Annotated in this window: 9 protein-coding genes and 1 riboswitch; of the genes, 3 read left to right on the top strand and 6 right to left on the bottom strand. The window is 70.5% G+C overall.

The genetic code is table 11. From position 1 onward, the window contains the following. Nucleotides 1–10 precede the first annotated feature (10 nt). Nucleotides 11–1051, bottom strand: coding sequence for an NlpC/P60 family protein (locus ACIBF8_RS15255; protein WP_396783450.1), 1041 nt, complete (start codon nucleotides 1049–1051; stop codon nucleotides 11–13). Nucleotides 1052–1064: 13 nt separating this feature from the next. Next, nucleotides 1065–1201, bottom strand: a riboswitch (cyclic di-AMP (ydaO/yuaA leader). 235 nt (nucleotides 1202–1436) lie between these two features. On the opposite strand from ACIBF8_RS15255, the gene ACIBF8_RS15250 reads away from it, so the two are divergent. Beyond that, the gene (locus tag ACIBF8_RS15250) at nucleotides 1437–3419 is read left to right on the top strand and encodes an N-acetylmuramoyl-L-alanine amidase (protein ID WP_396783448.1); all 1983 of its coding nucleotides are present in this window, start codon (nucleotides 1437–1439) and stop codon (nucleotides 3417–3419) included. 58 nt (nucleotides 3420–3477) lie between these two features. Here the strand turns inward: ACIBF8_RS15250 and ACIBF8_RS15245 are convergent, their stop codons facing one another. From ACIBF8_RS15245 to ACIBF8_RS15225, 5 genes are all read right to left on the bottom strand, one after another. Further along, complete coding sequence (locus ACIBF8_RS15245; RefSeq protein ID WP_396783446.1) at nucleotides 3478–4491, bottom strand: NlpC/P60 family protein; 1014 nt, start codon at nucleotides 4489–4491, stop codon at nucleotides 3478–3480. A gap of 167 nt (nucleotides 4492–4658) precedes the next feature. Beyond that, entirely contained in the window at nucleotides 4659–5630 is a 972-nt protein-coding gene (locus ACIBF8_RS15240; protein ID WP_396783444.1) for a hemolysin family protein, read from the bottom strand. Next, nucleotides 5623–6948: a hemolysin family protein gene (locus tag ACIBF8_RS15235; RefSeq protein WP_396783442.1), complete on the bottom strand. Its 1326-nt coding sequence runs from the start codon at nucleotides 6946–6948 to the stop codon at nucleotides 5623–5625. The genes ACIBF8_RS15240 and ACIBF8_RS15235 overlap by 8 nt, the downstream gene beginning before the upstream one ends. Nucleotides 6949–7053: 105 nt before the next feature. Further along, nucleotides 7054–9252: a (Fe-S)-binding protein gene (locus tag ACIBF8_RS15230; protein WP_396783763.1), complete on the bottom strand. Its 2199-nt coding sequence runs from the start codon at nucleotides 9250–9252 to the stop codon at nucleotides 7054–7056. Nucleotides 9253–9456: 204 nt separating this feature from the next. Beyond that, a complete protein-coding gene (locus ACIBF8_RS15225) occupies nucleotides 9457–9720 on the bottom strand; it encodes a cell division protein CrgA (RefSeq protein ID WP_396783440.1) in 264 nt (87 codons plus the stop codon). Nucleotides 9721–9941: 221 nt separating this feature from the next. On the opposite strand from ACIBF8_RS15225, the gene ACIBF8_RS15220 reads away from it, so the two are divergent. Together ACIBF8_RS15220 and ACIBF8_RS15215 are read left to right on the top strand one after the other, a co-directional pair. After that, nucleotides 9942–10742, top strand: coding sequence for a DUF881 domain-containing protein (locus ACIBF8_RS15220; RefSeq protein ID WP_396783438.1), 801 nt, complete (start codon nucleotides 9942–9944; stop codon nucleotides 10740–10742). Further along, nucleotides 10739–12436: a class E sortase gene (locus ACIBF8_RS15215; RefSeq protein ID WP_396783436.1), complete on the top strand. Its 1698-nt coding sequence runs from the start codon at nucleotides 10739–10741 to the stop codon at nucleotides 12434–12436. The genes ACIBF8_RS15220 and ACIBF8_RS15215 overlap by 4 nt, the downstream gene beginning before the upstream one ends. Nucleotides 12437–12439 lie beyond the last annotated feature (3 nt).

Below are 12439 nucleotides of genomic sequence, written 5' to 3'. Positions count from 1 at the left end.
GTCACCCAGGTCAGCCGGGGCGGCCGTAGCTGTGGATCGGGCCGTCGTCGACTTTCTTCATCTTGACCGGTTGACCGGCCTGCGAGGCGTGCACCACCCAGCCACCGCCGACGTACATGCCGACGTGGTGGATGTCGCTGTAGTAGAAGACCAGGTCGCCGGGGCGCAGGTCACCCCTACTGACGTTCTTGGTGACCCGGCTTTGCGCGGCGGCGTTGTGCGGCAGCGACACGCCGGCCTTCGCCCAGGCGGCCAGCATCAGCCCGGAGCAGTCGTACGAGTTCGGGCCCTCGGCACCCCAGACGTAGGGCTTGCCGATCTGCGCGCAGGCGAACTTGACCGCGGTGCCCGCCGCGCCGCCGGGGTAGCTACCCGGGCAGGGCGCCGGGCGCAGCGGGCCGCCGCCGCCGTTGCCGTACACCTTGAGGCGCAGCTTCTGCAGGCGGTCGATCTCTTCGTTGATCTGCTTCTTCTTCGCCGCCAACTGAGCCTCGGTGCGGGCCAGCTGGGCCACCATCTCGTCCAGTGGCGCCTTCTGCGCGGCCAACTGGTCGCGCAGGTCGGCCACCTGGCGTACGTCCTTCTGCTGGTTGTGCGCAAACCGGTCGAGCATTTCGAGCTGGCCGACCACCTCGCTGGGCGACCGGCTGCCCAGCACCGCGTTGACGGTCGAGACGTTCTCACCCTTGTAGGCGCGGACGGCGAGGGCGCTGACCTTGTCCATCGCGGCGTCGACCTGGCGCTCCAGCGGAGTGATCCGGGCGGCCAGCGCGTCGGCTTGCTTGCGCTTCGCGGCGAGGTCGGTGCGGGTGGCGTTGTGCCGTTCGATGATCGGTTCGAGCTTGTTCCAGTCGGCGTCGATCTGGCGCTCGATCTCGGCGACGGACGGGTCGGCGTGGGCCGCCGTGGCGCTGCCGGTCAGGACGACGGCGACGCCGGCCAGCGCGGCGAGAACGGTGGTGAAGCGGGACCAGCGTGGGCGCGGCACGATCGACGCCGGGCCGGCTGATGCCGACCGCTCGGACGACGGCCGCGGGGCATGGAGTGCCACCGGGGTTCCGTACTCCTTCTTCCTGACCGCCTACCGGGTTAGCTGACGGGTTCGGGCGGGAAGTCGGCGCCCTACCGCAAGTGACTGCGGATTCACCCCGAGGGACCTGGGTCCCCGGTTCGCTCGGAAACGACTCGGCGGTGTCGGTCCGTTACCGCCCGGGCTGGGCGGAGCTGCTGTCGGGCCGACGAATGACCAGAGTAGAGACGCTTGTTACCGATCCGCAACCCGTGCGGCCGTGACACTCCGTACCGATCGGATGAGGTCACCGACCGTGTGTGAAGAATACTTTCTAGATACTTCGATAGATAGAAAGGTATTGACGTGGGTTCCCGGGCGGCGCGATGGTGACCTGACCTCTGCCCGCGAGAATCTAGGGGGTTCGATGCACCCTCCCACCCTGTCGACCGGCTGGCGTGCCCTGCTCGCCGCCACCGTGGTCGCCGCCACGACCACGGTGCCACTCTCCGTCGGCCCGGCCGCCGCCGCGCCCACCACCGACCGCCAACAGCAATACGCCGCCGCGGCCACCGAGTACGGGATACCGCCCGTCGTGCTGCTCGGCGTCTCCTATCTGGAGTCCCGCTGGGACAGCAACGCCGGCACACCCAGCACCAGCGGCGGCTACGGCCCGATGCACCTGACCGACGCCCGGCACGTGGCCGCCCTACCTGGGCGCGGCCACCACGACGCCGGCGCCGAGGACCCCCGTGGCGACGATTCGCGCCCCGCCCGGGTGCCCGCGCCCCGGCCGGTCGAGACCCCCGCGCCGTCCACCGCCGCGTTGCAGACCGTAGACGCCGCCGCCGCGCTGACCGGCGCGGCACCCGAGGCACTGCGCGCCGACGTGGGCGTCAACATCCGGGGTGGTGCCGCGCTGCTGAGCGCGTACCAGCGGGAATTGGGGGCGCCGCTCGGCGCCGACACCGACCCGGCGGCCTGGTACGGCGCGGTGGCCCGCTACTCCGGCGCGGACAGCGCCGACGCCGCCGCGGCCTTCGCCGACGAGGTCTTCACCACCATCGGTGCGGGCGCGTCCCGGGTGACCGACGACGGCCAGCGGATCACCCTGCCGGCCCGTGCGGTACGGCCCGAGCGTTCCTGGCTGGACCGGCTGGGCCTGCGCCGGCTGGCCCGCCCGGACGGGGTGGAGTGCCCCCGCACCATCTCCTGCGAATGGATCCCGGCGCCCTACGAGGCGTTCGGCGACGGGGACTACGGCAACCACGACCTCTCCGACCGGCCCGCCCGGCAGAAGATCGAGTACATCGTCATCCACGACACCGAGGCGAGCTGGGCGACCACCCTGCAACTCGTCCAGGATCCGACCTACGTGAGCTGGCACTACTCGCTGCGCTCGGTCGACGGGCACATCGCCCAGCACGTGCGGACCAAGGACGTCGGCTGGCACGCCGGCAACTGGTACGTCAACGCCAAGTCGATCGGTCTGGAACACGAGGGCTTCGCGGCGCAGGGCACCTGGTACACCGAGGCGATGTACCGGACCTCGGCGAAGCTGGTCCGGCACCTGGCGCTGCGGCTGGGCATCCCGCTGGACCGCCAGCACATCATCGGCCACGACAACGTGCCCGGCACCGTCGCCTCGACCGTGCCAGGAATGCACTGGGATCCGGGCCCGTACTGGGACTGGACGCACTACTTCGACCTGCTGCACGCACCCCGGCTGGACACCGGCACCCCGGCCACCGGGCTGGTCCGGATCGACCCGGACTACACCACCAACCAGCCGGCGTTCACCGGCTGCGTCACCGCGGGCCTGCCGTGCGCGCCGCGTGGCTCCTCGGCGGTGGTGCTGCGCAGCGCACCGTCCGCAGACGCGCCGCTGGTCAACGACGTCGCGCTCCGCCCGGACGGCACCCCGAACACGATGGCCGTGTCGGACCACGGGGCCCGGGCGTCTGCCGGGCAGACGTACGCGCTCGCCGGGCGGCAGGGCGACTGGACGGCGATCTGGTACCTCGGGCAGCGGGCCTGGTTCTACAACCCGGCGTCCGCGCCGACCGCCAGTTGGACCGTCGGCGTCGTGGCCACGCCGAAGCCCGGACGGGCCACCATCCCGGTGTACGGACGGGCGTACCCGGAGCAGTCGGCGTACCCGGCCGGGGTGCCCTACCAGACGATCTCGCCGCTGCAGTACACGCTGGCCGCCGGTCAGCGATACGCCGTCGGCGCGGTGCTGGCCGGCGAGTACTACCGGGCCAGCACGTTCGACGGCTCCTCACCCGGTGACTGGACGGTGATTCGCGGCGAGAACCGCTACGCGCAGATCCAGTTCGGTCACCGGATCATGTACGTCGATCTCGCCGACGTGCAGCTGCTGCCGTCCCCGGTGGGCGCGCCCCGCTGACAAACCACGACGGCCCCCGGTCGGGTTGACCGGGGGCCGTCGTATGGCGCTAGGCGGATCAGCCGGGTCTACGGAACCCGGCGACCGGCATGGTGTTGATGCTGGACACCTGCACCGGCTTGCCGGCACGTGGCGCGTGCACCATCTGGTTGTTACCCAGATACAGCCCGACATGACTCAGGCCGGAGAAGAAGAAGACCAGGTCACCGGGACGGGCGTCAGCCCGCGAGACGGCCTTGCCCTCGTTCCACTGATCACCCGTGTGGTGGGTGAGGTAGATCCCGGCCGACTTGTAGGCGTACTGGGTCAACCCCGAGCAGTCGAACGAGTTCGGGCCGGTGGCACCCCAGACGTACGGATCGCCGACCTGCTGGCAGGCGGTCTTGATCGCCTTCTGGGCGGCCACGGCGAGCACACCGTTAATGGTCGGGCAGCCGACGGTCTTGACCGTGGTCTTCGGCATCGACGCCTCGAGCTGCTTGATCTCGGCGTCGATCTGCTTCTTCTTGGCCGCCAGCTCGTTCTGCTGCTTGGTCTGGGTGACGATCAGCGCGTCCAGTTTCTGCTTCTCGCCGTCGTACTTGGCCCGCACGGCCAGCACGCCCTCGACCTCCTTGCGCTCCTGGGCGGCAAGCCGGTCGAGGATGGTGAGCTGCTCGGTGAGCGTGTCCGGCTTGGCGCTGACCAGCAGCGCGCCGATGTCGTGCGACGGGCCCGAGATGTAGTAGCGGGAGGCGAGGTCGCCGACCCGGTTGAGCGCCAGCTCACTCTGCAACGCCAGCGGCTCGATCTTCTTCTGCAGGTCCGCCGACTTCTGCCGGTTGACCTTCAGCTGCGCCCGGACCTTGTTGTACTGCTCGATGGTGGGCTCCAACTGCTCCCACTTCTTGTCGATCTGCGCCTCGATCTCGTCGACCGTGGGCTCGGCATGTGCCGGCGCGGCCAACAGACCGGCACCGACCGCCGCGGCGGCGACCAGGACCAGCAACCGGTGGGCGGCGCGGCGCAGGCTACTCGGCCGAGCAGAAGCATTCAGGTCGTGACGATGAGGGGGCATGGTTGCCACCGGCACCGACTCCTTTGCAACCGACCGCCGGGCGCCTCGCGTGAGGGAAGGGCCGAGGCAGACGACCCACAGCGGTCGGTGCCCCACATTAGGGAAGCTCGGGGCGGTAATCAAGGCGGGCGCGGTAACCATCACTGTCGTGCGACCGCTTGCACACCAAGGGTATTGACCCATCAACCAACGATTGCGGTCAATACATCATCGAGTGTGACCACACCGAGGGGCCGCCGGCCGTCGCTGACCAGCACCATGTGCCGCCGCTCGCGGCGCATGGCCAGCAGCAGGTCGGCCAGCGTACGCTCCGGCGGCACCACCGCCAGCGGCCGGTAGACGTCGGCCGGCACCGGGGACCGCCGGCCCTGTCCCGCGTACCCGAGCACGTCCTTGACGTGCACAAAGCCGAGCACCCGACGGGTCGACCGCTGCACCACCGGGAACCGGGATCGGCCGGTCCGGGTCGCCAGCACCTCCAGTGACGCCGGTGACACGTCCTCGGCCACCGTCACCACCGTCGACCACGGTTGCAGCGCGTCCGCCGCGGTCCGCGCGTGCTGCTCCGCGTCGAGCAGTCCCTCGGTGCGCGCCTGGGAGACCAACCCGGCCAACTCCTCGGCCGTGAACACCGTCTTCACCGCCTCGGACGCCTCGATTCGCCAGAACGCGAGCACTCGCCGGGCCGCCCATTTCATCGCGAGCAGCAGCGGTTTGGTGGCCACACAGAACGCCAGCATCGCCGGACCGAGCCAGAGCGCGGAGACCTCCGGACCGGCCAGCGTGATGTTCTTCGGCACCATCTCGCCGACGACCGTGTGCAGGAAGACCACCACGCCCAGGGCCAGCACGAACGCCACCGGGTGCACCGCCCGCTCGGGCAGACCGGCCGCGTGGAACGGCGGCTCCAGCAGGTGGGCCAGCGCGGGCTCGGCGATCGCGCCCAGACCCAACGAGCAGACCGTGATCCCCAGCTGCGCGCCAGCGATCATCAACGGAATCTGGTTCATCGCCGACAACGCCCAACGGGCCCGTTTCGAACCGGCGGCCAGTGGCTCGATCACCGTCCGACGGGACGCGATGAGCGCGAACTCGCTGCCCACGAAGAACCCGTTGCCGAGCAGCAGCAGCACGGTCACCAGCAGCTCAATCATCGTCGTCCGGATCCGCCGGGCGTAACACCCGGACCTGCTCGATCCGGTGCCGCTCGACCTCGACCACGGTGAACTCCCAGCCGCCCGTCTCGACCGTCTCACCGGCGAGCGGGATGTGCCCGAGTCGGGCCATCAGAAACCCGGCCAACGTCTCGTACGGCCCCTCGGGCAGCCGGAAGCCGGTTTGCTCGGCCAACTCGTCGGAGCGGAGCACCCCGTCGACCAGCACGGTGCGCTCACCGCCCGGCACGGTCAGCTCGGCAACACCGGGATCGTCCACGCTCGCCGGGTCGAACTCGTCGGCGATCTCGCCGACCAACTCCTCGACCAGGTCCTCGACCGTCACCACGCCGTCCGTGCCGCCGTACTCGTCGACCACGATGGCCAGGTCGGCCCCGGCCGCCTTGAGTGCGGCCAGCACGCCGTCCAGGTTCAGGCTCTCCGGCACGTACACCGGCTCGCGGGCCACCGAGCCGACCATGGTCGACGCCCGGTCGGCCAGCGGCACGCCCAACGCGTCGGGCACACCGGCCACCCCGGTCACCAGGTCCAGGGTCTCCTCGTACACCGGGAAGCGGGTGCGCCCGGTCCGCCGCGACTCCTCCAGCAACTCGGCCACGGTGGCCGTGACGCGCAGCGCGACCACGTCCACCCGCGGGGTCATCGCCTCCGCGGCCCGCTTGTCACCGAAGCGGATGGTGCGACGCAGCAGCATCGCGGTGTCCGTGGGCAGCGCTCCGGCACGCGCCGAGATGCCCGCCAACAGGCCCAGCTCCTCCGGCGAGCGAGCGCTGGCCAACTCCTCCTGTGGCTCCACGCCGAGCGCCCGGACCAGCCGATTCGCCGAGCCGTTCAACCCCCGAATCACCCACCCGAACGTCCGGGAGAAGGTGTGCATCGGGCCGGCCGTGGCCAGCGCCGCCGGCATCGGCCGAGCCAGCGCGGCGTTCTTCGGCACCAGCTCACCGAAAAGCATGGAAATCAGCGTGGCCAGGGCCAACGCGAGGAACGGGGTGATCCGCTCGGTGCTCTCTCCGACCAACGGGCGCAACAGCGGAGCGAAGAGCCGGGCCAGGGCCGGCTCGGCCAGGTAGCCGGTGAGCAGCGCGGTGATGGTGATGCCGAGCTGCGCCCCGGAGAGCTGGAAGGAGAGTTCGCGCAACGCCGCGCGTACCGTCAGAGCGGCCTGGTCGCCGGCGGCGGCCCGCCGGTCGATCTCCGCGCGGTCGACCGTGACCAGGGCGAACTCGGCCGCGACGAAGAACGCGTTGCCCGCGGTCAGCGCTACGAAGCCGACCAGGGGCAACAGCGTCGTCAAGAGTAGGCCGTCGATGTCGCCTCACCTCGGCGAGATTCTTGCACGACGGCGGTGGCCCACAGGGGGGCCGCCGCCGTCGGTGAACAGATCCCAGGGGTACGCGCCTCAGCCGCCGATCGGCGCGGTCTCCTTGCCGCCCTGCGGCTGCTCCGGCTTGACCGAACGGAGCAGCACGCTCGCCACGTCGATCACCTCGACCTCTTCGCCGGCACCCTTGCCGTTCACGCCGTCGTTGAGCATGGTCGAGCAGAACGGGCAGCCGACCGCGACCGTCTTCGCCCCGGTGGCCATGGCCTCCTCGACCCGGTCCACGTTGATCCGCTTGCCGATCTTCTCTTCCATCCACATCCGGGCGCCGCCGGCACCGCAGCAGAAGGAGCGCTCGCTGTTGCGCGGCATCTCGGTGAGGTCGCCCGCGATGGCGTCACCGAGCACCTCACGGGGCGCCGCGAAGATCCGGTTGTGCCGACCCAGGTAGCAGGGGTCGTGGTAGGTGACTCCGCCGTCGACCGGCTGCACCGGCGTGAGCTTGCCGGTGGCGACCAGGTGCGCGAGCAGCTGGGTGTGGTGGACCACCTCGAACTCGCCGCCGAGCTGGCCGTACTCGTTGCCCAGGGTGTTGAAGCAGTGCGGGCAGGTCGCGACGATCTTGCGCTTGGCCTTGTCCCGGCCCTCGAACGCCTCGTTCAGCGTCTCCACGTTCTGCTGGGCGAGCATCTGGAAGACGAACTCGTTGCCGATCCGCCGCGCCGGGTCGCCGGAACAGGTCTCGCCCTCGCCCAGGATCGCGAACTTCACGCCCGCCTCGTTGAGCAGCGTGGCCACCGCGCGGGTGGTCTTCTTGGCCCGGTCCTCGAACGCGCCGGCGCACCCGACCCAGAACAGGTACTCGAAGTCGTCGACCTCGCCGACCCGGGGCACCTCGAAGTCGAGACCCTTGGTCCAGTCCTCGCGGGTGTTCTGCGGGGCGCCCCACGGGTTGCCCTTGTTCTCCAGGTTGCGCAGCATCACGCCGGCCTCGGAGGGGAAGCTGGACTCGATCAGCACCTGGTAGCGACGCATGTCGACGATGTGGTCGACGTGCTCGATGTCCACCGGGCACTGCTCGACGCAGGCGCCGCAGGTGGTGCAGGACCAGAGCACGTCCGGGTCGATGACGCCGCCCTCCTCGGCGGTGCCGATCAACGGCTTGTCGGCCTCGGCGAGGGCGAGCACGTCCAGGTGGGCGAGCTGCGCCTGGGTGGCCTTCTCCTCGCCGGTCAGGTCCTTGCCGCCGCCGGCCAGCAGGTACGGCGCCTTGGCGTACGCGTGGTCGCGCAGGCTCAGCACGAGCAGCTTGGGCGACAGGGGCTTGCCGGTGTTCCAGGCCGGGCACTGCGACTGGCAGCGACCGCACTCGGTGCAGGTGCTGAAGTCGAGCAGGCCCTTCCAGCTGAACTGCTCGACGTGGGCGACGCCGAACTGGTCCTTCTCCGGGTCCGCCTCCTCGAAGTCGAGGGGCTTGCCCTGGCTGGTCATCGGGCGCAACGCGCCGAGACCGGAGCCGGCGGGCTTGGCCGGCTCCCGCTTGAAGAAGATGTTGGGGAACGCCAGGAAGCGGTGCCACGCGACACCCATGGTGACGTTCAGGGAGATGACGATCAGCCACGTCATCGAAATGATGATCTTGATGGCAGCGGCGACGCTGACGCCGTCCGCCCAGTCGGGCAGCACGGCACCGACCGCGTGGCTGACCGGCGTCGCCCAGAACGGGAACTCGAAGTGGTCGGTGGCGACCTTGAAGCCCCGGATCACGAACCCGAAGATCAGGACCAGCAGCACGATCCACTCGACGAAGTAGCCCTGCCACATGGTCGAGCCGGTGAATCGGGACCGCCCACCCGGGCGGGTCGGCCGGTTGCGGAGCCGGATCGCCATCAGCACCAGGATGCCGACCAGACCCAGCACCCCGATGATCTCGGTGACCAGACCGAAGATCGTCCAGTGCCCGATGATCGGCAGACCCCCGTCGGTGGTGACCACCTCGAAGTACGCCTCGAGCACCAGCAGCGACAGCACGATGAAGCCGACCATCACGAACCAGTGCGCGGCGCCCACCACGCCCCACTTGAACATCCGGGTGTGGCCGGCCGTCTCCACCAGCATGGTCCGGGCGCGGGTGACCTTGTCGGTGAACCGCTCCGGCGCGGGCTGCCCGAGCCGGATGACTGCCACCATCTTCAGGACCGCACGCACCGCAAGCCACACCGCCACGGCGGTGATGGCGGCCGCGAGGATCGTGGTGACGATCTGGACGCTGCCCATCGAGTTGGCCTCCCCGGTCTGCTGCCTGATGACCTCGCTCTGCTCGGTCATGCATGCAGCCTACGCGAAGGTTACCCAGCAGTAACGTGAGTCATCTCGCAGTAGGCCGCGCTGCCTGCGGACACGATAGGGGGCCCCACCCGATCCTGCCGGGCAGGGGCTCGACGGGGTGTGACGTGCGACCGCCCAAGCGGTCGGTCGGGATCAGCGCCAGCGGGAGAGCAACGCCAGCGAGGCGACCATCGCTCCGAAGCCGACGGCGAGGTTCCAGTAACCCCACGCCATGACCGGGTACTCCTGCTCGGACAGGTAGTAGAGCACCAGCCAGCCGATCCCGGCGACGATCAGGGCGACCGCAGTGACCGGCAACCACACCGGGCTAGGCTTGCGCGACGACGACGCCGTCGTCGGACGGACGTCCGTCGGCGGGGTGTACACCTTCTTCTTACGGACCTGAGACTTGGGCACGGCGCTCTCCAGAGGGGTTACGACCTCGTCCGGCCTGACAACCGGGCGCGGGGGCGACGGTCCATGGCCAATAATGTTCGACAGCTAGCGTAGTCCCGATTGCCCGTCCGGACCACGAATGGGGTCAGCCCGGTGCACGGAGTGACCGAAAGAGGCGGGACTGTTCGCTTCACCGGCCCAGCCGGCACGGACTGATCCCCGACACGCGGAAGGAACGCTCGGTGGAGTACACATCCGGCGCAACCTCCTGGCAGAAGGTCCTCCGACGGGCCGCCGCCGGGCTGCTGCCCCGGCGACCGCGCCAACGCCGTCCGGGCTGGTCGATCGGGGTGCCCCTGATCGCCGCAGCGGCCGGGTTGCTCTTCACCACCACCGCGACCACCGCGGGCGGGACCGCACTCCGTGAGGACCGGCGCCCCCAGCTCAACCAGCTCATCGAGGACCGACGCGAACAGGTGGCAGCCAGCGAACGTCGCGCCGCCACCCTGCGCGGCGAGGTGGAGCAACGGACCGACACACTGGCCGGCTCGGACGCCCCGATCAAGGAGCAGCAGAACCGCGCCCAGGGCAGCCTCCAGGCCGCCGGGTTCACCGCCCTCACCGGGCCCGGGGTCACTGTCGAGCTGAACGACGCGCCACAGCTGGACCAGACCCAGGCGGACGCCAGCAACGACGACCTCGTGGTGCATCAGGGGGACGTGCAGGCGGTGGTCAACGCGCTCTGGGCCGGCGGAGCCGAAGCCATGTCAATCATGAACGTCCGCGTGCTCACCACCAGCGCGGTACGCTGCGTCGGTAACACCCTGCTACTCCATGGCCGGGTGTACTCCCCACCGTTCAAGATCGTAGCAATCGGCGACCCCGCTGCCCTCCAGCAGGCCCTCGCCAGCTCTGAGGGAGTCCGGTTGTTCAAGGACGCGGTCGACGACTACCAGCTCGGCTACAAGGAGACGGCCTCCACGGTGCGAGTTCCCGCATTCGAGGATTCCACCGCCCTGCGCTCGGCTACGGTGCCCAAATGAGCGGGCCGGACAATCGTCGCGACGGGCGACACCGGGACCAGGCCGACGAGCCGACCGCCTTCCTGCCCAAGTTCGACCGACCCGAGTCGGCGGCACCCGACCGGCCGACGCCGGCCGGCAACTGGCCAGCACCGGTGCTGCCCACCCGGGGTGGCGCGGCCCGCCCGTCGCCTCCTGAGCCGCCGCGCTCCGTCGAGTCGCCGCGTACCGAGCAACCGATGCGGCCGAGCGCCGACCGGCCCGAGCCGACCAACACCCCGGGTCGCCCGGGTGTCGAAGCCCCGCCGCCCTGGCCGGGCGCCGCAGCTCCCGCGTCGGGCCCGCGCGGAGGTGCCGGGGTCCCCCCCGCGTCCACCCCCGGTCGACCGACCGCCACCAACTCGGGCCCGGTTCGGCCCGCCGCGCCCGGCAACGCCCCGACCCGGCCGGCTACGCCCGGCGGGATGCCCATGCCGACCCGGCCGACGTCGTCCAGCACTCCGAACCAGCCTTCCCCGTCCGGCCTCTCGACCCCGCCGGTGGCCGACTCGCCGACCGCCTACATTCCGCACGTCACCGCCCGGCCCGCGCGCCCCACCGGTTCCCCGGCCACCCCGGTCTCACCGGCCGCCCCCGACCGCACCGCGGCGGTCGGGTCGGGGGGCTTCGGGTCGACCGGGCCGAGCCGGGTTCCGCCGACCGGGCCGAGCGGGGTTCCGCCGGCCGGGCCGAGCGGGGTTCCGCCGACCGGGCCGAGCCGGGTTCCGCCGACCGCGGGAGGGGAGCGCGGTGCGGATCCGGCCGCCACCGCGCTGATTCCGGCCGTGCCCGCCACACCCGCGACCAGGCCGCCGACCATGGACTCGACCGCGCTGATGGGTGCCGTCCCCCGCACCGCGGTCCCCGACGAGCCGACCGGCGACAACCCCGCCGAGCCTCCGCAACCTCGACGCGGGGAGCGGGTGGTCCAACTCCGGCCGCACCAGACCGGTGAGGGTTACAAGAGCGTCTACTCCGAGCTCACCCGTCCGTCGTTCGCCTCGCGACTGCGCACCGGCGTCCGCATCACCGGTGAAATCCTGATCACCTTCGGCCTGGTGGTCCTGCTCTTCGCCGGCTACGAGGTCTGGGGCAAGTCGGCCATCGTCGACGCCCACCAGAACGACCTCAACAACGAACTGGCTCAGGCGTGGGGCCCAACCGACGACCCGACGGTCGCCCCGTCGGCAGCGGCGCCGAGCGCCAAACCATCTCCACCGGTACGTGGGAAGCCGCTCGCCGGTCTCTACATCCCCAAGCTCGACAAGAACTGGGTTGTGGTCGAGGGCGTCACCCAGGAGGACATCCGCTACGCCCCGGGCCACTACCCGACCAGTGCCCTCCCCGGCCAGGTGGGCAACTTCTCCGTCGCCGGCCACCGCAACCGGGCCACCTTCTGGCGGCTGGACGAGCTCGACGAAGGCGACCCGATCGTGGTCGAGAGCAAGACCGACTGGTACGTCTACCGGGTGTCGCAGTCGCGGATCGTCCGGCCGACCCAGGTCGAAGTGGTGGCGCCGGTGCCCGGCGAGCCGGACAAGAAGCCGACCAAGCGGATGCTCACCCTCACCACCTGTAACCCGAAGTTCGACAACTACCAACGGCTGATCATCCACGCCGAACTGGACCGCACCCAACCCAAGTCCGCGGGCCGCCCGGCGGAGCTGGGAGGCTGACCC

This window comes from Micromonospora sp. NPDC050276 (genome assembly GCF_044459545.1).
Lineage (GTDB): Bacteria > Actinomycetota > Actinomycetes > Mycobacteriales > Micromonosporaceae > Micromonospora.
This window is presented reverse-complemented; position numbering and strand designations above follow the sequence as displayed.

What these genes read in the sequence shown, in the direction of transcription:
- ACIBF8_RS15250 (WP_396783448.1), top strand. Translation starts at nt 1,437, where the DNA reads ATGCACCCTCCCACCCTGTCGACCGGCTGGCGTGCCCTGCTCGCCGCC.
- ACIBF8_RS15240 (WP_396783444.1), bottom strand. Translation starts at nt 5,630, where the DNA reads ATGATTGAGCTGCTGGTGACCGTGCTGCTGCTGCTCGGCAACGGGTTC.
- ACIBF8_RS15215 (WP_396783436.1), top strand. Translation starts at nt 10,739, where the DNA reads ATGAGCGGGCCGGACAATCGTCGCGACGGGCGACACCGGGACCAGGCC.
- ACIBF8_RS15230 (WP_396783763.1), bottom strand. Translation starts at nt 9,252, where the DNA reads ATGGGCAGCGTCCAGATCGTCACCACGATCCTCGCGGCCGCCATCACC.